The following is a 21,995-nucleotide window of genomic DNA, read 5'->3' as shown; positions in this document are numbered from 1 at the left end:
AATAATGAAAAAGTTAGCAGCGGTAATATCAACAACTCTTCTTGTAGCTTCGGCGTCGGCGAATGCTCAATTCTACCTAGGCGCAAAAGCGGGTGTGTCTTGGTTGAACAACTTATGTACTTCTTCTTCTAGCTCATGTGATGAAGATTCATGGGCACTAGGTTCATTCCTAGGCTACGAAGTGGATGAGTACGTTGCCATTGAAGGTGGACTGGAAACGCTTGGTGAAACAACGGGTGCAGGCTACAAAGACGCAGGTCTTACGGCATACACGATTGCACCACGTCTTTCATTCCCAATGAACGAAGACATTGATCTATTTGTAAAAGCAGGTGCGGCGTTCGTTAAGTACGGCAACAAAGATGATGAAAATCTATTTGGTGCTGTTGGTTTGAACTACAGCCTGTTTGAAAACATCGACATTCAAGCAGAGTACCAACACATCAACAACATCGATATCGATGTATCTTCTTTCCACGCGAACTCATTCACACTTGGTTTCCGTACTAAGTTTGGTGGTAGCTCAGAGCCAACACCAGAGCCAGTACAAGAGGTGATGGTTGTTGAAGAAACAGTGGTAGAAGAAGTTGTTGTCGCAGCGCCTGTGATGAAATCATTCAATACTCAACTTGTAGGCTCAGGTAACTTTGAGTTGAACAGCTCTAAGCTAAAACCAGAAAGCACTCAGAAGCTGAACGAGCTTGTTGCGTTCATGAACCAATACCCACAATCGACAGTAGAGGTGGTTGGTTACACTGACTCAACAGGTGCAGCAGCATACAACCAGAAGCTTTCTGAGAAGCGCGCTCAAGCCGTCGCTAACGAGCTAGAAGCGCAAGGCATTGATGCTTCACGTATCACGGTTAGTGGCCAAGGTGAAAACAACCCTGTGGCTTCAAACGAGACCAAAGAAGGCCGTATGATGAACCGTCGTGTAGAAATGACAGTTCCAGGTTTCGAGTACGAAGAGAAATAAGCAATAAACTCTGCTTCATAATGAAAAAAGCCTTGGTATCCACCAAGGCTTTTTTACTTCAAGTCAATGCTATTTAAGCGTCCCATATATTCCAGTATTTCAAGATTCTCTTTGTTTGCTTCGAGTAAAGCCTTTTTGGTTTTAGTGTATGCCGCCAAACGTCCATGCTTTTTGATGGAGCAAACAACACTCTGATAGATCAATTTGCCGTTTTCATCATAGTTTCGCCAAGCCGCGATATAGCATTCGTCTTTAGCATCTGGATGTGCCTTCGTTGGGCGCGGCTTAAAAATAATTTTGGGCTCTAATGAGTGGGGAAGACGCGTCATCAAATAAGGGTCTTTGAGGATTCTTCGCCAAAACTTGCCCCACATCTCGGCGCCAAGTTCATTGCGAAGCTTGATTGCTTTTTTAAGTCCCTTTTTTTCACCAATTCGAATGTAGCCCACAGAGCGATGGAGCACTTTATCATCGGGCGTATGAATGTGAATCTTAAACGCGGTTTTGGCTTTTGAAATAAAGCGGTGACCCGTATTGGTGATTAGATTGCTCTTTTTCATCTGCTATTATCGATAACTTTGTTAATAGTCATTCTAGATGAAAGGAGAGAGTTGTTGAAGTTCAGATATGAAAAAGGGCAGAAAGAAAAATAGCTTTCTGCCCTAAATATGGCGCTCCCGACAGGATTCGAACCTGTGACCTATCCCTTAGGAGGGGATCGCGCTATCCAGCTGTGCCACGGGAGCATGCACTCATTCTAATAAAAATTGCGCTCGTTTTACAAATAAGGTTTTGATTTACAGTAATTTATGCATTACATCGCCAATTTGTATGCTGGTGGCCATTTCTGGTTGGTCAACAATAAGCTCTGCTTCATTTTCGTAAACACGTGATACGGTCAGCGTAATATCCGTTTCTGTAACCTTGTTGCGCGGCAAACCACGTTGATCAATGAACGAGCCCGTATGCCAAAGTTGAAGCTTGTCACCCATTTCAACACCGTGTATGCGTCCTAAATCCATAGTAATGGTATTCCCCCATTTCGCGACCACTTCTGGCAGAGTGATTTTGCATGAAACTTCCGACTCGAGATCCAACATGATATTACGGCTGATTCTTAGCATCATATCGCCGTAGGTTGATGCCCAAAAGCGCGCGCTCTTGGTATCGACCTGACTGGTTTTCGGGAACGGCCAACGGGCGACTTCACGATAGTTACGGTTATAGACCTCATTGCCGGTCTTGCCGTCAAATATGGTCATTTCTAAAGCAAACTGGCGATTAATAACATCATCTTTCAATAGGTTTTGCTCGATTGTTGCTGTCAGATCCGAAATCTTTCCGCCAATAATGTATTGAGCCCCAGTATCTTCGGCAATCATCTTCAAACGCTCTGGGTGACGTTTATCAATCTCATAGTCAGTGGTACCAACGGACACGAAGCTTTCAGATTCTTGGTCTAACTGGCGGTTAATCACATTGGCGAAATCGTCACCGATATTATAGACCTGTCCCATTACGGCTTGTTGAGGAGAGAGAAGATCAATATTGCCGACCAGGAAGGTTTTTTTGTATTGATCGACGTGGCAACCTGTTGCCGAAGGATAAATATCGATTCTTGCTTTGACTACCATGACGCCGCGTCGAATCTTCTGCTCATCGACCAAGATATAACGGACTTCACTGTTGCTAAACTGATACTCCTTGCGATCGCTTTCCAGCATAGGACGCAGGTTTGAAATGCTGCCAATGTCTGCCCCAGAATATTTGAATGCTTTATACAGCGCATCTTCTAAAGCGTGTACACGGGCGACTTCCTCCGAAGATACCACCGTTGCCGTCCCCGTTACTTCGTACCAGCCAGCAGAGGCAATATGAGTGAAAGTACTCATAAATAGGCTAACTATAGCTAGGAGAAATGTTCTTTTCATATCTGTGTACCAAGTTGGTTCATTTTTTGCTTGTTAATATTTAGCTAATTTTGGTGACGCTTTTCTTAATCGTTGCACAGTTGAGGAAAGCAAAGAGCGTTCCACTTTTAGAAGAGAGCTAAAAGATCACTCGCTCGAGCCATAATGTATCGGAGATTAGAGAATGAAAAGATGGTTAATGTTAGTGCCGGTGGTGTTTTTGACCGCATGTGCCTATGCGCCAATATACAACGGTAAAGAACCTTATCCAGGTTCCCAGTTTATGTTGATGGAGAGTCCGCGTCATACTCTTGACTTTTTTATTGAAAGTATGACGGAAGACTTAATGATTTCGAATACCAGTGTGTCTGCCCGCACGCCTATTGCGGTCACCTCATTTGTTGACTTGCAAAATATGGACGCGACGAACTGGCTAGGAAACTCGGTATCCGAAGGTTTTATCCATCAGTTTCAGAGACGTGGGTTTAAGGTCGTTGATTTTAAAACGACAGGGTCGATTCAAGTGACTCATCAAGGTGATTTTGCCTTTAGTCGCGATTGGAAAGATTTGGCTCAAGAGCAAGACATTCAGTATGTTTTGACAGGCACTATGCTCCGCCAAGAAGGTGGTGTTCTCGTGAATGCTCGAGTTGTGGGAATGCAGTCACGAGTGGTTGTGGCAACAGCGCAAGGATTCTTACCTGCTGATCGCATTGGTCGCGATTTGGATACGCTTAATAGCATCCGTACGCAAGATGGGGTGCTTATCCGCTCCGATCCAACCATTACTCAACCATACACCGTAATTCTACGTCCATAGGAGCTAATATGAAGAAGGTATTTCTACTCGCGATTGTGATGATGATGGTTGGTTGCCAGCCGTTGGGCACCATGCGAGCTGAAGATTGGCTTACGGCGGTCGGCTATGCCAGCATTAGTGAGCAAAAAGGGCGTAACGAAGAAGAGAAGCAAGTGCGTGCTATGCGGGCATCCAAAATTGATGCTTACCGAGAGTTGGCTGAGCAAGTCTATGGAATGCGCGTTAGCGGGCGTGCTGATCTTAAAGATCAACGATTAGGTACTGAACTTACTTCGGGAGCGGTTGATGGCGTTATCCGTGGTGCAGAGGTTGTGCGAAGCTATAAAGTTGGAGACAGCTATGTAACAGAGCTTCGTTTGGATATCCAAAAAATGAATAAACTGCGCGATTACGGCGAAGTCCAACAAGTTCCAGAAAAAAGGCAGCAAACCTTGTTCTAAAACTCTCTACCTCTCCGATCAAAAAAAGCGGCAATTTTTGCCGCTTTTACTTTTAATGTTTGGAAGCTGTGTGGAAATCAGGCTTTAATATTGGTACCCAGCGTCGATACATTTCTCGTTTGACCTTCCGCTGTGTACGTCATCCCAAGTTTTCCTTGCGATTGCTGCATCAAATTATTGAGTTTGTTGAAGCTAAGCTGCGCTCGTTGTAGCGCTTCACCATTTATGGCATTGACTTGCTGACACTCAGTGATTGTCTGACGGATTTTTTCTACCAGAGGGCTCAACTCTGGATTGGTCGACAGGCTTTCAACGTCTGGGTGCTTTGCGATACGCTCATCAGTCGACCGTAGCTGCTCGATCAACGTTATTTTCTGCTTGGCAATCCGCTCAATATCTTTAGAGATTCTATTGGTAATGGCGACTTTCTCCTTCCCAAGAAGTTGAGAAAGCTCTTCCGCGTTTTTGAGTTGAAATTCAACTAATCCTTGCAGTGCTGCCATAAAAGAAAATCTCTAGATTACAAACCACCGAGTTCTTTTTCGAACTTCATCATATTGTCAGCGAGTTTTTCAGGATCAACGGTATAAGACCCATTTGCAATCGCTTCTTTAATTGCCGCTACCTTCGCTTTATCAAAGCTAGGCTGACTGGCCATTTGTGAGTGCATTTCTCCGACTGCTTTGCCCTGTGTACTTAATGAAACAGAGTCTTGGGCAACGGTGGATTTTTTTGCCGATTCGGTATCTGAAGTGGGTTTGTCATTTCGTACTGCGCTTCGACTTGTCGACGTTGTCATCGTTTGACCAGAACGAATATTATCTATGCCTGCCATATTTGAGCCTTTTCAATATTAAAAACCTGTACCGTCCATATCGACTTTACGGGAAATAACTTTAGCGTTTTTTTAAGGGTGTTAGGGAAATAACGCTAGAATACAACAGTGACTTCAGATATTCCGGTTACGCGTCCTTCTATTATACGATTTGATTTGCTGTTTTTCACTCTAATCTGTTCGCCATGAGATCCATCTGTCAGTGCGACCCCTTTTGTCGTGATCACCATTCCTGACTTGACCGCTTTGATGGTGACCGTTTCATTTCGGCAGACGACACAAATATCATTTTCTTCAATTACTTCGCCGCTACGCAGATTTTTTTTTGTTTTTGCACCAATTACGGCATCTAGAGTGGAAAAGCCTTGCCGCCTATAGCGTTGCAAGTCTACCATACTAATAGTGACATCAGTGGAAGCAATGATTTGCCCCCTTGAGAGTGGTGTGGTCAAGGTTACTTGTGGCCCAGTTCTTGTGAGGCGCACTGGCACATAGACTCGCCAGTTATCGTTTTGGCACTCGACCAAAACCGTAATATTGCTGGCATTTGGATTTGTCGATGTAGAAGAGGTTTGCAAACCAGTCGGGCAATCTGTGGCAAAGATCCTACTATCTATAGAGGCGGCTTTTGCATTTAGATTGCCGCCAACCGGGCTCTCTATGTTATCCAAGATATGTTGCTCGGCGGCTTGTTGAATGAGAGAAATTTGACTTTCTGTTGCTGATGTCGCTGAAAAACTCAAGAAAAAGAATAAAAAGCCGATAGACTTATAAAACTTTTTATAGAAAGCTCTACAATTAGTTATGGAAAAAGAGCACAAGTGTGATTTTGAATACATCATTCTGTTTCTCTGGTTTTTTTCATGGTCTTCAGTAGACTACCATTTTTTTAGCATGAAAGTTTGAGATGGAGATGAGCTTATGACGGGTATTCTTGATTCCGTGAATCAGCGTACACAACTCGTCGGTCAAAACCGATTGGAACTGCTAACGTTTCGTCTAATGGGGCGTCAGCGTTACGGTATTAACGTATTTAAAGTAAAAGAGGTACTTCAGTGCCCTAAGCTTACTTCAATGCCAAACTTACACCCTCTTGTAAAAGGTGTTGCTCATATACGTGGCCATACGGTATCAGTTATTGATTTAAGTTTAGCCATTGGCGGTCGTCCTACAACAGACGTAGACAAAGCATTTGTCGTTATTGCCGAGTTTAACCGTACCATCCAAGCGTTTCTTGTGACCTCTGTTGAGCGTATCATCAACATGCACTGGGAAGCGATTCTTCCACCGCCTGATGGTGCGGGTAAAGCCAACTACCTAACGGCAGTGACCAATATTGACAACGAACTTGTCGAAATTCTTGACGTTGAAAAAATCCTTGCAGAAATCGCACCAGTTGACGAGACCATGGATTCAGCGATCAGCGAAGAAATTGCTCAAGTTGAAACCGAGAAAGAGATTGTTCGTCGTATTCTTATTGCGGATGACTCGACGGTAGCAAGAAAACAAGTTGAGCGTGCTATTACCTCGTTAGGTTTCGAAGTTGTTGCCGTGAAAGATGGCAAAGAAGCGTACGAAAAATTGGTCGAGATGGCCGCTGAGGGCAGCATTTACGATCAAATCTCTTTGGTGATTTCTGATATTGAGATGCCAGAGATGGATGGTTACACATTGACTGCAGAAATTCGTCGCCATGCGGATTTAAAAAATCTATATGTTATCCTGCACTCATCATTGAGTGGTGTATTTAACCAAGCGATGGTCGAGCGGGTAGGCGCGAACTCTTTCATCGCCAAATTTAACCCGGATGAGCTTGGTAATGCAGTGAAAACTGCGCTGACAGAATAAAGAGAAATTAATGACAGCGATAACTATAAGCGATCAAGAATATCGTGATTTCAGCCGTTTTTTAGAGTCTCAATGTGGCATCGTATTGGGTGATAGCAAACAGTACCTAGTGAGAAGTCGTTTGAGCCCGTTAGTGACTAAGTTCAAATTGGGCTCATTGTCTGACTTGTTACGAGATGTCGTGACGGGACGTAATCGAGAGTTACGCGTTGCTGCCGTTGACGCAATGACGACTAACGAGACGCTTTGGTTCCGTGATACTTATCCTTTTGAAGTGCTTGCGAACAAGCTATTACCGGAAGTTGCGGCTAATAAGCGCCCAATCAAAATCTGGTCTGCGGCAAGTTCTTCTGGTCAAGAGCCGTATTCAATGGCGATGACTATTTTGGAGACCCAACAGCGCAAACCTGGCATGTTGCCGAGCACGTCGATAACGGCAACCGACATCTCTGCCAGTATGTTGGACATGTGTCGAGCGGGGATCTACGACAACCTTGCACTAGGTCGCGGCCTTTCACCCGAGCGCCGTCGCAACTTCTTTGAAGACGCAGGCGATGGTCGAATGAAAGTAAAGGATAACGTCAAGCGTTTGGTGAATTTCCGTCCTCAAAACCTGATGGATAGTTACGCTTTGCTTGGCAAGTTCGATATTATCTTTTGTCGAAACGTGTTGATTTACTTTTCGCCAGACATGAAGTCTAAGGTTCTCAATCAGATGGCTAATAGCCTCAACCCAGGTGGTTACTTGTTGCTTGGTGCTTCTGAGTCATTGACCGGGCTGACTGATCGTTTTGAAATGGTTCGCTGTAACCCAGGTATCATTTACAAGCTCAAATAAACCGACATGCAAAATTATTAAGCCCAGCCTGACGTGCTGGGCTTTTTTGTTGCTGTCGATAAATAACTTGTATACTCAATGATGACATTCCAATCTTTTAGCAATCTAAACTTGGCGTATTTTTTGCTGGATTACTTGTCGAGATCGAAGTGAAGTATCTTGTTCCTTAAAGTTGGTACGCTACTTGCTTTGTATTTCATTAGTAACGGTCAGTTCTTTATGTAGAGGTTAACATGGCTATTTCATTCGACAATGCTTTAGGTATTCACCAACACACTGTTGGGCTTCGTGAGCGCAATGCTGAGGTTATTTCAACCAATATTGCTCAAGCGAATACGCCTGGGTATAAGTCGAAAGGAATGGACTTCCAGAGGGCTTTGCAGGCGGCAACATCAGGGGCAAGCATTGGTCTTAGCCGTACTGATAGTCGGCATATTCCTGCCTCTACTCGCGTGACAGGGGAAGTGATGTATCGTCTTCCAACCCAACCTGACACAGGTGATGGCAATACTGTGGATGTTGATTTGGAGCGTAATCTATTTATGCAAAACCAAATAAGACACCAAGCCTCACTTGACTTCCTAGGAAGTAAATTCAAGAACTTAACGAAAGCTTTAAAAGGGAGTAACTAGATGAGCTTATTCAACGTCTTCAATGTTACTGGCTCTGCCATGAGCGCTGAGTCTGTTCGTCTAAATACGACTTCAAGTAACTTAGCCAACGCAGACAGCGTGTCTAGCTCGGCTAAAGATACATACAAAGCGCGCCACGCTGTATTTGGTGCGGAGTTAAGTAAGGCTAAGTATGGCAACGATCATACTGTGCCAGTCAAGGTTATGGGTATCGTGGAAAGCGATAAACCGCTCAGTGCGGAATACAACCCAGATCACCCGCTCGCGAATGACGAAGGCTATATCTACAAGCCTAATGTCAATGTGATGGAAGAAATGGCAAACATGATTTCTGCTTCTCGCTCGTACCAAACGAACGTGCAAGTGGCAGATGCAAGTAAACAAATGCTGCTGCGTACGCTGCAGATGGGTCAATAGGGATAAGGGGGTAACATATGGCCGATGGCATTAACAATGTTGGTCAAAGCAGCTTGTCCTATATCGACCAGCTTAAACAGCTTCAGGACAAGAATAAGCCAAATGAGACCACAGGTAAGCAGGATCTTAAACAAGAAGACTTCTTATCTTTGCTCACGAAGCAACTTTCTCAACAGGATCCGTTTAAGCCGGTCAGCAATGACCAGATGATTGCACAAATGGCGTCATTCGCGACAGTAGACGGCATCGGCAAAATGAATAACCAGTTTGAAAGTTTGAATGCTTCGATGACTTCAAATCAAGCGCTTCAAGCCTCTTCCTTGGTTGGACGTGATGTGTTGATTCCGGGTGCTGCTGGTGTGAAAAAAGATGACGGCAGTATGGCTGCCATGGTTAAGCTACCTCAAGCCGTTGATAACTTGATGGTTCGAATAGAAGACCAAATGGGGCAGCTCGTTCGTACCTTTGATGCGGGGTCTAAGCCTTCGGGTGATAGCCGCGTCGAATGGGACGGCAAAGATTCAAACGGTAATCCATTGCCGGCAGGTAAGTACAAAGTGAGAGCTGCGGGCTTACTTGATGGAGAAAGCAAAGAGTTTGAAGTTTCGACTTATGCAAACGTCAACAGCGTTCTTCTGGGTAAAGGTGATGGTAACGTACTGCTCAATCTGGCTGGCTTTGAGTCGCCAGTTCGACTTGCTGAAGTACTAGAAGTTGGTAAAGCGTAACGCTTGTAAAAGCAACTATGCTAGCTAGATAGGAGAATTTGGAATGTCTTATGTTGCATTAAGCGGTATTTCCGCTGCTCAATTAGATTTGAATACAACCAGTAACAACATCGCAAACGCGAACACATTCGGCTTTAAAGAGTCGCGTGCAGAGTTTGGTGATGTTTACTCTAACTCACTGTTTACAAACGCTAAAACAACACCAGGTGGTGGTGTCCAAGCGCAAAAAGTAGCTCAGCAATTCCACGAAGGGTCGAGCGTTTACACGAACAACCCAATGGATTTGCGTATCAGCGGTACAGGTTTCTTTGCGGTAGCAAAAGATCGTTTAACACCGACGACTAATGAGTTAACGCGAAACGGTGCGTTTCACCTGAACAAAGATAACTACATGGTAACAGCGAACGATGAATACCTGTTAGGTTATCAAGTTAATGGCGATACGGGTGACGTTCTCTCATATGAGCCTTCGCCAATTAACATTCCAAAAGAATTCGGCAAACCAAAGCAAACGTCCAATATTGAAGTCGGTGTAAACTTGCCAGCGGGTGGCGATCTAAAAGATCCAACCCTGTTTGACTACTCCGATCCTGAAACGTACAACCGTTCAACTTCATCGACAATTTACGACTCTATGGGTCAGTCGTATAAGTTGACAACCTACTACTTGAAGGATCAAACACAAGCGAACACGTGGCAAACCTACTACACCGTGACCGACAGTGCGGGTGAAAAGCCTGTTAACATTCTTGGTGGTGATGCGACAACGCCAACAGGTCATGTGGGTCACACAATGAAGTTCAACAACGATGGTACATTAGCCAGCCTTAACAGCGGCAATAATATCGTTTCTGGTCCATTAGGTGGTACAGGCCCTGATGATCCAAATGCGATTAACCTAAATGGTGCTGATGTTAGTCAAACGTTGTCCTTCGGCCTTGATAGTGCGACACAATTTGCCGCTCCTTTCGAGCTAACCAAGTTTGATGAAGATGGTGCAACCACGGGTTTCTTAACCAAAGTGGATTTTGATGAAAATGGTAGCGTCCTTGGCACATACTCGAATGGTGAAAATATCACCTTGGGCCGTGTCGCTATGGTTCGCGTTGCGAATGAGCAAGGTCTTGATAAGAAAGGTGGCACTCAGTGGGATGCTACTCAGTTCTCTGGTGACAAGATCTGGGGTGAGTCTAACAAAGGCTCTTTCGGTTCTATCAACAGTGGTACGTTGGAGCAATCCAACATTGATATGACCCAAGAGCTAGTGGATCTCATTACAGCTCAACGTAACTTCCAAGCGAACTCTCGTTCACTTGAAGTGCATAACCAAACGCAACAAAACATCCTGCAGATTCGATAATTTCAGCGAATCTAACAAGGCTGCATCGTGCAATAATCTGAATGGCAAGCTGGTGGCAATCATCAGCTTGTTATTATTGCCGCATACCGCCATCCCTATCTTTTTTTGCCTCCTTTCTCCTTGTTGTCCATGTAAATTATTGACTTTAAAGTAAAATTAAAGTTGGCATTGCAATTGCATTTATTGATCCGAATTGTGATTTTTGGAGCAAATTATGGATCGCGCACTCTATCTTGCTATGAGCGGAGCCAAGCAAAATATGCAGGCTTTGCAGCTTAGAGCAAACAACTTGGCAAACGTCAGTACCACGGGTTTCCGTGCTGATTTGGCGCAAGCTCGTTCGATGCAAGCATACGGAGAAGGACTACCGACTCGAGTATTTAGCATGACAGAGCGCCCAGGGCATAATTTCCAACAAGGCAGTGTTATTACGACAGGACGAGATCTCGATGTAACGATTGAAGGCAATGGCTGGATATCGGTGCTCGATAAAACGGGCAAAGAGGGCCTGACTCGTGATGGCAACCTAAAGATTGATGTGAACGGCTTACTTGTCAGTGGTAATGGCAACTTAGTGCTAGGGGAAACAGGCGCTCCAATCACCCTGCCTATTCCTCTTAGTAAAGTTGAGATCGGCACAGATGGCACGATTTCGGTCGTACCCCAAGGTGCACCAGCGGATGCCATCGAAGTTGTCGATCGCATCAAGCTGACAAATACCGACAATCAATCACTATTCAAAGATGTTAATGGCTTATTCCGAGCTAAAGATCCTAATGCGGCATACGAAGCGGATGCCGGTGTAAAACTGCTCACAGGCGCAATTGAAGGTAGTAACGTGAATGCTATCGGTGAAATGACCAGCCTGATTGACTTGCAACGCCAGTTTGAAATGCAAGTGAAGATGATGAGCACAGCAGAAGAGATGGACAAATCGTCAGATTCTCTGCTTCGTATGAGCTAATAGAGATTTAGGAGAAGATTATGCATCCGGCATTATGGGTAAGTAAAACGGGCTTAGATGCTCAGCAAACCAACATTTCAACCATTTCGAACAACCTAGCAAACGCCTCAACCGTTGGTTACAAGAAAAGCCGTGCGGTGTTTGAAGATCTGTTCTACCAAAACATCAATCAACCGGGTGGCCAGTCATCGCAAAATACCGAACTGCCATCGGGTTTGATGTTAGGCGCAGGTTCGAAAGTTGTCGCGACACAAAAAGTGCACACTCAAGGTAACACGCAAACAACCAATAACAGCCTAGACATGATGATCGAAGGGGATGGCTTTTTCCAAATCCTCATGCCTGATGGAAACATTGGTTATACACGTAATGGTCAGTTTACCGTCAATGACGAAGGTGCCATCGTGACTTCAGGCTCGGGCTACAATTTACAGCCTGAAATTGTGATTCCAGAAGATGCCATCAGTATTACGGTGGGCACAGACGGTGAAGTCTCAGTGCGTGTTCGTGGTGAGCAAAACAACGTGGTGGTTGGGCAGATTACCACGGTTGATTTTATTAACCCAGGCGGCCTTGAGCCAGTAGGTCAGAACCTTTACTTACCGACGGGTGCAAGTGGTGACCCACAAGAAGGCGTTCCTGGGTTTGATGGATTTGGTGACATTCGTCAATCGATGCTTGAAACATCAAACGTCAATGTGACAGAAGAGTTGGTCAACATGATTGAAGCTCAACGCGTCTACGAGATGAACTCAAAAGTTATCTCGGCAGTCGACAAGATGATGAGCTTTGTGAACCAACAACTTTAATCTTTGACGCGAGAGGTAATTAGCATGAACCGTTTATTTGCTTTGTTCGTTGTGACTGTGATGTCGGGTTGTACGATGTTAGAGCCACCTGTTGAAACGCCGGATGTGATTGGCGGTACAACGACCGTAGATGCTGTTGAGGGTGACAAATCTGGTGATGACCAAAGCGGCATTGTGGATACTCTGCGTGGCAGAAATGATCCGGTTGCCGGAGACCCTGCGTGGGCACCAATCCACCCTAAACACAAACGCGAACATTACGCTGCAGAGACGGGTTCGCTGTTTAACTCCGCAAGTACAAGCAGTTTGTATGATGATTCAAAGCCGCGCGGCGTAGGTGACATCATTACCGTCACGCTCGATGAAAAAACCAAAGCGGCAAAAAGTGCCAATGCGGACATGTCGAAAAAGAACGATTCCTCTATGGAGCCTCTATTTGTCGGTGGCCAGGAGCTGAAAGTTGGCGGCGACTACAATTTTTCATATGACCTAAACAACACCAATACCTTTGCGGGTGATGCCAGTGCCAACCAAAGCAATAGCCTATCGGGTTCAATTACGGTGGAAGTGATTGAAGTATTGGGCAACGGTAACTTGGTGATTCGTGGTGAAAAATGGTTAACTCTCAACACCGGTGATGAATACATTCGTCTTAGCGGAACCATCCGACCTGATGATATTTCGTTTGATAACACCATTGCCTCTAACCGTGTTTCCAACGCTAGAATCCAGTATTCAGGCACTGGCACACAACAAGACATGCAAGAACCTGGCTTTTTGGCACGATTCTTCAATGTATCACTTTAATCTCGCTTAACGACGCTTTTCTGGCATCGACAAGAGCGTAACCCGAGTTAAGGTAAAGGTATCCCATGAAGACGTTGATTCTACTTATCACCAGCTTAACGTTGCTATCAACGCAGGCTTATGCAGCGCGTATCAAAGACGTCGCGCAAGTTGCCGGTGTTCGAAGCAACCAATTGGTAGGCTATGGCTTGGTTACAGGTCTGCCGGGTACAGGTGAGTCTACGCCTTTTACCGATCAAAGTTTTAATGCGATGCTGCAAAGTTTTGGCATTCAGTTGCCACCTGGAACAAAGCCTAAAACCAAAAATGTCGCTGCCGTGATTGTAACGGCTGAATTGCCGGCTTTCTCGAAGCAAGGTCAAACCATTGATGTGACGGTATCTTCTATCGGTTCGGCAAAAAGCCTTAGAGGCGGCACTCTGATGCAGACCATGATGAAAGGTCTTGATGGTCAGGTGTATGCGGTGGCGCAAGGTAACCTTGTAGTGAGTGGCTTTAGCGCAACAGGTGCCGATGGGTCGAAAATCGTCGGTAACAACCCAACCGCGGGGATGATTTCAAATGGTGCGATGGTTGAGCGAGAAATCCCAACCCCCTTTGGTCGTGGCGATTACATCACCTTTAACTTACTAGAATCGGACTTTACTACGGCCCAACGCATGGCGGATGCGGTCAACAACTTCTTGGGCCCTCAAATGGCTTCTCCTGTGGACGCAACCTCGGTTAAAGTCCGTGCCCCTCGTGACATTTCTCAACGAGTGGCATTCCTATCGGCAATTGAAAACCTAGAGTTCAACCCAGCTGAAGGTTCCGCAAAAATTATTGTTAACTCGCGTACTGGTACGATCGTTGTCGGTAAGCATGTTCGTTTAAAGCCTGCTGCAGTGACGCATGGTGGAATGACGGTGGCGATCAAAGAAAACCTGAATGTCAGTCAACCGAACGCATTTGGTGGTGGTGAAACGATGGTGGTTCCCGATACTGATATTCAAGTGACGGAAGAGCAAGGCAAAATGTTCAAGTTTGAGCCAGGTCTGACGCTGGATGATCTCGTTCGAGCGGTTAATGAAGTCGGTGCAGCACCATCGGATCTTATGGCCATTTTGCAAGCGCTTAAGCAAGCCGGAGCCATTGAAGGCCAGCTGATCATTATCTAAGGAGCCGAGCATGATTAATAACGGCAATGACATTGGCTTCATTCACGACATCGCTGGGCTGGATAAGCTTCGTAAACAAGCGGTTGAAGGGGATGAAGGCGGCGAAAAAGCGGCATTGACCGCCGCGGCGAAACAGTTTGAAGCAATTTTCACTTCGATGCTCTTCAAATCCATGCGTGATGCAAACGCGAGTTTTGAATCTGGTCTAATGGACAGCCAAAATCAGCAGTTTTATCGTCAAATGATGGATGAGCAGATGTCGAGTGAGTTGAGCTCATCAGGCTCGCTTGGTCTTGCGGATATGATCGTTGCTCAGCTGTCGTCGGGCAGTGTTGAAAACCAGACGGCGGCGAACAAACACGTCGATTTCGAAGCTATGATGCAAAAAGTGGATCAGGTTAGAGAGTCACGTGCCAACGATGCAATGACAACCGTATCAGTTACACGTGCTCAGCCTAAGCATTCATTTGATAGTCCTGAATCTTTTGTTGATTCAATGCGACCGTACGCTGAAAAAGCGGCACGTGCATTGGGCGTGGATTCGTCACTGTTACTCGCTCAAGCTGCTTTGGAAACAGGGTGGGGACAAAAACTGGTGAGCAACAGCCGCGGCAGCAGTAACAACCTCTTCAATATCAAAGCAGATAAAAGTTGGGGCGGTGATAAAGTGGCTACTCAGACGCTGGAATACCATCAAGGTGTGCCGGTTAAAGAGAACGCGGCTTTCCGTTCTTACAACAGTTTTGAAGAGAGCTTTAACGACTACGTTCGTTTCCTTAATCAAAACCCGCGCTATACCACCGCTTTGCGCCATGGCGGCAATGATGAACAGTTTATTCGTGGTATTCATCAAGCTGGTTACGCCACAGACCCTTACTACGCAGACAAAGTCTTGCGGGTAAAAGCGAAAATCGACCAAATGTAAACAGCTCACCTTCGGGTGAGCTTTTTAGTCTCTATTCTCTACAATCTCAAAATGGCACATATATTGCTTTTAAATCATTAGATGTTCAGTTAACACTGATTTTTAAAGGTTTCTTGGGGGCAATATGGCGTCTGATCTACTGAGTTTAGGTTCACAAAGTGTCCTTACGGCTCAGAGACAACTCAACACTACTGGCCATAACATCTCTAATGCAAATACAGAGGGTTACAGCCGTCAGTCTGTGGTGCAGGGGACAAATATACCGCGTCAATACGGTGGGGAAACCTACGGTATGGGTGTCCACGTGGAAAAAGTTCGCCGCTCATGGGATCAGTTTGCCGTTAACGAACTCAATATGTCCACCACGAACCATGCCCACAAACTGGATGATGAAGCCAATCTAGAGATGCTGTCTAACATGCTCTCTTCCGTTTCTTCGAAAAAGATTCCTGAAAACATCAATGAGTGGTTTGATGCGGTTAAGTCATTGGCCGATTCACCGAACGATGTGGGTGCGCGTAAAGTGGTGCTTGAGAAATCAACACTGATCACCCAAAACCTCAATGACTTCCACGAAACCGTTCGCCGCCAATCAGACGTAACGAATAAAAAGCTTGATTTGGGTATTGAGCGAATCAACCAGCTTGCGCTCGAGATTCGTGATATCCACCGCTTAATGATGCGTACACCTGGGCCTCATAACGACTTTATGGACCAACATGAAAAGCTCATCAACGAGCTTTCTGAATACACCAAAGTCACGGTCACACCTCGTAAAAATGCAGAGGGGTTCAATGTCCACATTGGCAATGGTCACACGCTCGTTTCGGGAACGGAAGCCAGTAAATTAACCATGATTGATGGTTATCCTGATGTTCACGAACGCCGCCTAGCAATGATTGAAGGTAAAGGTATCAAGGCCATTACCTCAAAAGACATTGATGGAAAACTGGGCGCGATGCTAACCATGAGGGATGAAAAAATTCCTCAGCTAATGGATGAGCTCGGCAAGATGGCCGCCGCGTTTTCATACGACATCAACAAACTACAGTCGCAAGGTTTAGATCTTCGCGGTGACATTGGTGGCCTCATTTTTACTGATGTGAACTCGGATATTATTGCTGAGTCTCGTGTCGTGACATCGTCAAAATCTCAGGCTGACCTTGCGGTGTATATCGAAGATACCAGTCAGCTTGTGGCAGGTGAATACTCACTGCAGTACAGCGGTGGTGACTACTACATAACTCGACCAAGTGGTGAGCAGTTTGTGGTTCCGGTCGTCGATGATGCCATCACTTTAGATGGGATTCGGATTGATATTCGTCAAGACCTCGCTGCAGGGGAACGCGTACTGATTCGTCCTACCCGTAACTCAGCGGCGCAAATCAAAATGGAAACCAACGACCCATCGCATATTGCCGCCCAAAGCTATGAAGCCTCGACAACGTTTGCTCAAGGTAGCGCGAAGTTTCGTATTGATGAGGTGGGGGATTTGCGTGAGTTCGAGGTTATCGTTTCACCCGATGGGAAGCAGTTTGCCGTTACTGACACGAAAGGCAAAATTCTTATGCAGCCGCAAGACTATCCGCCTTCTGGCCCTGTGACGGTTCAAAACACCACCTTCGAACTCACCGGAGGCGCGTTGCCGAACGATAAGTTTACGGCAAACCTTGTCCCATCTGAGGGTGACAACGGCAACTTGCTAAAAATGCAAAATATCCAGACAGAGAAAAAGCTCAACGATGGCGAGTCGACCATTCTGGACATTTACCACAACTTAAATACCGATGTGGGCTTGCAGATGTCGACGGCATCACGACTAACGGACGTATCACGCTTGGAGAAAGAGGCTGCGCAGGAGCGTGTCGCATCAATCTCTGGCGTAAACCTAGATGAAGAAGCGGCAAACATGATGAAGTTCCAACAAGCTTATATGGCTTCTTCGCGCATCATGCAGGCGGCAAACGACACCTTTAATACTATTTTGGCGTTGAGATAGGAGGGGTAAATGTTGAATCGTATTTCCAGTTTTCATAACTACCAATCCGTGCAAAACGATTTGCGCCGCCAAGAAGGTAAGGTGCATCACAATCAAGCGCAGCTAGCATCGGGTAAAAAGTTAATGAAAGCGAGCGATGATCCGCTTGCGACGCATTACATCCAAAATATTGGCCAACAAAAAGAGCAGCTTCGCCAATACAGCGATGCCATTGTGTTAACTCGCAACCGCCTTGAACACCATGAAGTGATCATCTCTAACGCAGAAGAGTTTGCGGATGAAGCTAAGCGTACGGTCATGGAAATGATCAACGGTGCCTTATCTCCGGAAGACCGCTTTGCCAAACGTCGCGAGATTGAAGAGATAGCAAACAACTTCCTCAATTTGGTGAATGTTCAAGATGAGTCGGGTAACTACATTTTTGCCGGGACTAAGCCGAAGAATCAGCCATTTTTCCGCGATAAAGATGCGGAAGTGGTCTACGCCGGTGACGACTATCAGCGCAAAATGAAGATTTCAAACAGTCTTGAAATGCCAATCAATGACCCAGGCAGCAAGCTATTTATGGAGATCGATAATCCCTTTGGTGATTTCTCTCCAAAGTACGACTTACAAGAAGCCTCTGAACTATTGCTAGAGCGTGCGATTAATTTGAACCCCGATGATCAGTCTACTTACAAAGTGACGTTCGTCGATATGCCAAATGGCAAGTATGGTTATCAGCTTGAGCGTGATGGCTCGGTTGTACAAGCCGACACGTTTGACCCGAGTAAGGGCATCAAATATGAAGATGTCACGATTCAAGTGAAAGGTCAGATTACGAAAGGGGATGCGATCGAGTTAGAGCCGCGTCGTACCTACAGTATTTTTGAAACCTTCAAAGAAGCGATGGACTTGTCGTCTGGTTCGGTCTCCGACTCATCGAACACAGCGCAGCTTCATCAAGTGACTCAAGAATTCCACGCGGCGTTCATTCATTTGAACAAAGCGAGAACCGATGTGGGTGCTCGATTGAATACGCTTGATATTCAAGAAGAGCAACACGCGGATTTTGAAATGACGCTAGCCAAGTCGAAAAGTAACTTTGAAGACTTGGATTATGCGGCGGCGATTATCGAGTTCAATGAGAACTCGCGAGCTTTGCAAGCGTCACAACAAGCGTTTGGTAAAACAAAAGACCTAACCTTGTTCAACTACATCTAGTGTGGATGAGCGCCTTAAGTGCAATGCCTTAAGCGCAATAACCAACCCTGACGAGTACGGAGCGATCGCTACGGCAATCAGGTGGCAAGTGAGCGGCAAAACCATTGCCGTTCAGAATGGACAAAAAACAAACTAAAGAACTAGTCGTATTTGAGTTGCTTTAAGTTGTTGATTAAACGTAATTAAATAAATTTACCGTTGTTTTTCTAAACTTGGCACACAACTTGAATTGTTCTGAGTAGAGTGAAAAACACGTTTTAAGCAGTTGTCTGCTTAGCAAGGCATTTACGGTCAGTGCTTCCAAATGAGATTAAGCTGGCCGCTTCGCAAGCACTTGCGAACTCACTAGGAGAGCAAATTATGACCATAACAGTAAATACTAACGTATCGGCAATGACCGCACAGCGTTATTTGAACAAAGCGACAGGTGACTTGAATACTTCAATGGAACGCTTGTCGTCAGGCCAACAGATCAACAGTGCGAAAGATGATGCGGCGGGTCTGCAAATCTCCAACCGCTTAACAGCACAGTCTCGTGGTCTGGATGTTGCGATGCGTAACGCCAACGATGGTATCTCGATTGCGCAAACGGCTGAAGGTGCGATGAACGAATCGACAGCCATTCTGCAACGTATGCGTGACCTATCGCTACAATCTGCCAATGGTACTAACTCAGATTCTGAACGTACTGCGATCAATGAAGAGGTGTCGGCGCTACAAGACGAGCTAAACCGTATCGCGGAAACCACATCTTTCGGTGGTCGTAAGCTACTTAACGGTACGTTTGGTGAGGCGTCATTCCAAATCGGTGCGAGTTCTGGTGAGGCTATCATCATGGGCTTAACAAGCATCCGTGCTGATGACTTCCGTATGGGCGGTCAAAGCTTTATCTCTGAGCAAGGGAAAGGCAAAGACTGGGGCGTGCCGGCAAATGCACGAGACCTCAAGCTTGAGTTCACAGGTAAAGATGGTGATCTGGTTACTATCGATATCTTGGCGAAAGACGGTGACGATATCGAGGAGTTGGCCACTTACATCAACGGTCAGACTGATCTGGTAAAAGCGTCTGTCGATGAGGAAGGTAAACTGCAACTCTTCGCATCTCAAGCTGAGCTTAAGAGTGACCTAAGTATCTCTGGTGGTCTAGCGGGTGAGTTGGGTCTCAATGGTGGTCCTGGTGTTCAAACTACCGTTCAGAGTATTGATGTAAGAAGCGTAGGTGGCGCACAAAATGCGGTTGGTATTATCGACTCGGCGCTACAGTATGTTGATTCTCAGCGTGCTGACCTGGGTGCGAAACAAAACCGACTAAGCCACAGTATCAACAACCTGGCTAACATCCAGGAAAACGTAGAGGCATCGAACAGCCGAATTCGCGATACAGACTTCGCGAAAGAAACAACGGCGATGACCAAAGCACAAATTCTGCAACAAGCTGGTACTTCGATATTGGCTCAAGCAAAACAGTTGCCGAACTCTGCAATGTCACTATTGCAGTAGTAGCAATATGCTTCACTAGCGTAATCCCAGACGTGGGGCTAGTGAGGAAATTGCGGCAAGCATAGGTTAGCGTTTAAGAGACTCTCTCTCACACCCTGTCTCTCAATCGTGATGCCTATGTGACAAATAGCCAAGCTATGATCATTTCTCTCGATCTCCACATTGCATGGCTACCCTCTAGCCCCGGTTCTCTCAAAGGAAAAGGGGCTTTTCTTTATCTGTAATCTCCGTTCCTAGTGCTGTTCCCATCACTTTTCGCACCAACACCGAGAGCTGTTGCTGTCATCTCCATCCAGTCTTGTTCGATAATGTCACCCGACCAATTTGGGCAAAACTTTAGCATCAAATTTCATATTTATTTATTCGATCATACTTTCAATGATATAGACCGAAATCGCCTATTTAATCCGCTTTTTGCTCTAAAGTTGAGCAATTAATTGTCGCTATAGAAGTTACTTTGAGAGAACTCATTGGTTTTCCGAGACGTCGGAAAGCTTGACCGAAGTTCCGGTAACGGAAAATCAATAGGAGAGACCACTATGGCGGTTAATGTAAATACCAACGTTGCAGCGATGACAGCACAAAGACACTTGAATGCCGCGTCCAATGCTCAACAAACTTCAATGGAAAGACTATCTTCTGGATTTAAGATCAACAGCGCAAAAGATGATGCTGCAGGTCTACAGATCTCCAATCGATTGAACGTTCAAAGCCGAGGTTTGGATGTTGCCGTTCGAAATGCTAATGATGGTATATCGATGGCGCAAACAGCGGAAGGTGCGATGAACGAGACAACGAACATACTTCAACGTATGCGTGACTTGTCACTTCAATCTGCTAACGGCTCAAACTCCAAGTCTGAACGTGTCGCGATCCAAGAAGAGATCACCGCTCTAAATGACGAGCTCAATCGTATTGCTGAAACCACGTCGTTTGGTGGCAATAAATTGCTTAACGGTACCTTCGCAACCAAATCGTTCCAGATTGGTGCGGATAATGGTGAAGCCGTGATGTTGACAATGAAAAACATGCGTAGCGACAACACCATGATGGGCGGCAATAGCTATGTTGCCGCAAATGGACAAGATGCCGACTGGGCAGTTCAAAGTGGTGCTAACGACTTAACCATCACGTTAACGGACAAATTTGGTGAAGAGCAAAATATCGAGATCAATGCAAAAGCGGGTGATGATATTGAAGAGCTTGCTACTTATATCAACGGTCAAACCGACTTTGTGAAAGCGTCTGTTGACGAAGATGGCCAACTGCAGTTGTTTACCGATAACAACAAAGTAGAGGGTGCTGCGACGTTTGGAGGCAGCTTAGCGAGCGATCTTGACATTGGTGCGGCACAGGCAGTCACCGTGGATACCATTGATGTGAGAAGCGTTGGTGGTGCTCAGCAGTCTGTGGCGATTGTTGATGCAGCACTGAAATTTGTTGATAGCCATCGCGCAGAGCTCGGTGCTTTCCAAAACCGATTTAATCATGCGATCAATAACTTAGATAACATTAACGAAAATGTGAACGCGTCTAAGAGCCGAATCAAAGATACCGATTTTGCTAAAGAGACAACGGCACTGACCAAGTCTCAGATCTTGACTCAAGCATCAAGTTCAGTGTTAGCTCAAGCAAAGCAAGCGCCCAACTCAGCGTTGGGGCTTTTAGGCTAAGGAAATAACCTTTAGCAATCTAAAGTCATGACTCTAAAATACAAAACCAGCTTCGGCTGGTTTTTTTTCGATATAGAGCAATTCCTAAAGCTCAAATAAGCGAAAACCCAGCTAAAAAGCTGGGTTTTCTAAATAATGGTGCGGAAGGAGAGAC

The 21,995-nt window shown here is 45.6% G+C and carries 23 protein-coding genes and 1 tRNA gene; 18 read left to right on the top strand and 6 right to left on the bottom strand.

Features of this window, described 5'->3' with window-relative positions; genetic code table 11:
• Positions 1–4: 4 nt before the first annotated feature.
• Positions 5–976, top strand: a complete 972-nt coding sequence (locus RJ47_RS08845; RefSeq protein ID WP_038139394.1) for an OmpA family protein — start codon at positions 5–7, stop codon at positions 974–976.
• Between the two features lie 53 nt (positions 977–1,029).
• Here the strand turns inward: RJ47_RS08845 and RJ47_RS08840 are convergent, their stop codons facing one another.
• From RJ47_RS08840 to RJ47_RS08830, 3 genes are all read right to left on the bottom strand, one after another.
• Positions 1,030–1,536: a Fe3+-citrate ABC transporter substrate-binding protein gene (locus RJ47_RS08840; protein WP_038139392.1), complete on the bottom strand. Its 507-nt coding sequence runs from the start codon at positions 1,534–1,536 to the stop codon at positions 1,030–1,032.
• 109 nt (positions 1,537–1,645) lie between these two features.
• A tRNA-Arg gene (locus RJ47_RS08835) sits at positions 1,646–1,722 on the bottom strand.
• Between the two features lie 51 nt (positions 1,723–1,773).
• Positions 1,774–2,868 carry a flagellar assembly protein FlgT gene (locus tag RJ47_RS08830; protein WP_005474712.1) on the bottom strand — a complete coding sequence of 365 codons (1,095 nt, stop codon included), beginning with the start codon at positions 2,866–2,868 and terminating at the stop codon, positions 1,774–1,776.
• A gap of 202 nt (positions 2,869–3,070) precedes the next feature.
• On the opposite strand from RJ47_RS08830, the gene RJ47_RS08825 reads away from it, so the two are divergent.
• Together RJ47_RS08825 and flgP are read left to right on the top strand one after the other, a co-directional pair.
• Positions 3,071–3,706 (top strand): FlgO family outer membrane protein, encoded by a 636-nt coding sequence (locus RJ47_RS08825; RefSeq protein WP_038139387.1) that lies wholly within the window; start codon positions 3,071–3,073, stop codon positions 3,704–3,706.
• Positions 3,707–3,714: 8 nt separating this feature from the next.
• A complete protein-coding gene (flgP, locus tag RJ47_RS08820) occupies positions 3,715–4,146 on the top strand; it encodes a flagellar assembly lipoprotein FlgP (protein ID WP_005474707.1) in 432 nt (143 codons plus the stop codon).
• Positions 4,147–4,223: 77 nt separating this feature from the next.
• On the opposite strand, the gene RJ47_RS08815 is transcribed toward flgP, so the two are convergent.
• The 3 genes from RJ47_RS08815 to flgA form a co-directional block, all read right to left on the bottom strand.
• The gene (locus RJ47_RS08815; RefSeq protein WP_039483333.1) at positions 4,224–4,649 is read right to left on the bottom strand and encodes a flagella synthesis protein FlgN; all 426 of its coding nucleotides are present in this window, start codon (positions 4,647–4,649) and stop codon (positions 4,224–4,226) included.
• 17 nt (positions 4,650–4,666) lie between these two features.
• Positions 4,667–4,981, bottom strand: a complete 315-nt coding sequence (flgM, locus tag RJ47_RS08810; RefSeq protein ID WP_005474802.1) for a flagellar biosynthesis anti-sigma factor FlgM — start codon at positions 4,979–4,981, stop codon at positions 4,667–4,669.
• Positions 4,982–5,076: 95 nt separating this feature from the next.
• Positions 5,077–5,823: a flagellar basal body P-ring formation chaperone FlgA gene (flgA, locus tag RJ47_RS08805; RefSeq protein ID WP_038139383.1), complete on the bottom strand. Its 747-nt coding sequence runs from the start codon at positions 5,821–5,823 to the stop codon at positions 5,077–5,079.
• A 79-nt stretch (positions 5,824–5,902) separates the two neighbouring features.
• On the opposite strand from flgA, the gene RJ47_RS08800 reads away from it, so the two are divergent.
• The 15 genes from RJ47_RS08800 (at position 5,903) to RJ47_RS08730 (ending at position 21,841) form a co-directional block, all read left to right on the top strand.
• Positions 5,903–6,829, top strand: a complete 927-nt coding sequence (locus RJ47_RS08800) for a chemotaxis protein CheV (RefSeq protein WP_005474824.1) — start codon at positions 5,903–5,905, stop codon at positions 6,827–6,829.
• 10 nt (positions 6,830–6,839) lie between these two features.
• Positions 6,840–7,667 carry a protein-glutamate O-methyltransferase gene (locus RJ47_RS08795; protein ID WP_005474806.1) on the top strand — a complete coding sequence of 276 codons (828 nt, stop codon included), beginning with the start codon at positions 6,840–6,842 and terminating at the stop codon, positions 7,665–7,667.
• A gap of 233 nt (positions 7,668–7,900) precedes the next feature.
• Positions 7,901–8,299, top strand: a complete 399-nt coding sequence (gene flgB, locus RJ47_RS08790) for a flagellar basal body rod protein FlgB (RefSeq protein WP_039483329.1) — start codon at positions 7,901–7,903, stop codon at positions 8,297–8,299.
• Positions 8,300–8,716, top strand: coding sequence for a flagellar basal body rod protein FlgC (flgC, locus tag RJ47_RS08785; RefSeq protein ID WP_005474748.1), 417 nt, complete (start codon positions 8,300–8,302; stop codon positions 8,714–8,716). It begins immediately after the preceding gene.
• A 17-nt stretch (positions 8,717–8,733) separates the two neighbouring features.
• On the top strand, positions 8,734–9,444 hold the full coding sequence (gene flgD, locus RJ47_RS08780) for a flagellar hook assembly protein FlgD (protein WP_005474714.1): 711 nt from the start codon (positions 8,734–8,736) through the stop codon (positions 9,442–9,444).
• A 43-nt stretch (positions 9,445–9,487) separates the two neighbouring features.
• Positions 9,488–10,804 carry a flagellar hook protein FlgE gene (flgE, locus tag RJ47_RS08775; RefSeq protein WP_039483325.1) on the top strand — a complete coding sequence of 439 codons (1,317 nt, stop codon included), beginning with the start codon at positions 9,488–9,490 and terminating at the stop codon, positions 10,802–10,804.
• 214 nt (positions 10,805–11,018) lie between these two features.
• Positions 11,019–11,768: a flagellar basal-body rod protein FlgF gene (gene flgF, locus RJ47_RS08770; protein WP_005474764.1), complete on the top strand. Its 750-nt coding sequence runs from the start codon at positions 11,019–11,021 to the stop codon at positions 11,766–11,768.
• A gap of 20 nt (positions 11,769–11,788) precedes the next feature.
• Positions 11,789–12,577: a flagellar basal-body rod protein FlgG gene (gene flgG / locus RJ47_RS08765; RefSeq protein ID WP_005474814.1), complete on the top strand. Its 789-nt coding sequence runs from the start codon at positions 11,789–11,791 to the stop codon at positions 12,575–12,577.
• 24 nt (positions 12,578–12,601) lie between these two features.
• Positions 12,602–13,384 carry a flagellar basal body L-ring protein FlgH gene (gene flgH / locus RJ47_RS08760; RefSeq protein WP_005474785.1) on the top strand — a complete coding sequence of 261 codons (783 nt, stop codon included), beginning with the start codon at positions 12,602–12,604 and terminating at the stop codon, positions 13,382–13,384.
• A gap of 65 nt (positions 13,385–13,449) precedes the next feature.
• A complete protein-coding gene (locus RJ47_RS08755) occupies positions 13,450–14,541 on the top strand; it encodes a flagellar basal body P-ring protein FlgI (protein ID WP_039483323.1) in 1,092 nt (363 codons plus the stop codon).
• 10 nt (positions 14,542–14,551) lie between these two features.
• Positions 14,552–15,466, top strand: a complete 915-nt coding sequence (gene flgJ, locus RJ47_RS08750) for a flagellar assembly peptidoglycan hydrolase FlgJ (protein ID WP_005474787.1) — start codon at positions 14,552–14,554, stop codon at positions 15,464–15,466.
• A 124-nt stretch (positions 15,467–15,590) separates the two neighbouring features.
• Complete coding sequence (flgK, locus tag RJ47_RS08745; protein WP_038139372.1) at positions 15,591–17,465, top strand: flagellar hook-associated protein FlgK; 1,875 nt, start codon at positions 15,591–15,593, stop codon at positions 17,463–17,465.
• Positions 17,466–17,474: 9 nt separating this feature from the next.
• Positions 17,475–18,668 carry a flagellar hook-associated protein FlgL gene (gene flgL / locus RJ47_RS08740; RefSeq protein WP_005474762.1) on the top strand — a complete coding sequence of 398 codons (1,194 nt, stop codon included), beginning with the start codon at positions 17,475–17,477 and terminating at the stop codon, positions 18,666–18,668.
• A 360-nt stretch (positions 18,669–19,028) separates the two neighbouring features.
• The gene (locus RJ47_RS08735; RefSeq protein WP_038139742.1) at positions 19,029–20,168 is read left to right on the top strand and encodes a flagellin; all 1,140 of its coding nucleotides are present in this window, start codon (positions 19,029–19,031) and stop codon (positions 20,166–20,168) included.
• 539 nt (positions 20,169–20,707) lie between these two features.
• Positions 20,708–21,841, top strand: coding sequence for a flagellin (locus RJ47_RS08730; protein WP_039483321.1), 1,134 nt, complete (start codon positions 20,708–20,710; stop codon positions 21,839–21,841).
• Positions 21,842–21,995 lie beyond the last annotated feature (154 nt).

The sequence above is a fragment of the Vibrio sinaloensis genome, from assembly GCF_000808535.1.
Classification (GTDB): Bacteria; Pseudomonadota; Gammaproteobacteria; order Enterobacterales; family Vibrionaceae; genus Vibrio; species Vibrio sinaloensis_D.
The sequence above is the reverse complement of the archived record's forward strand: the minus strand, read 5'-3'. Positions and strand labels throughout refer to the sequence as shown.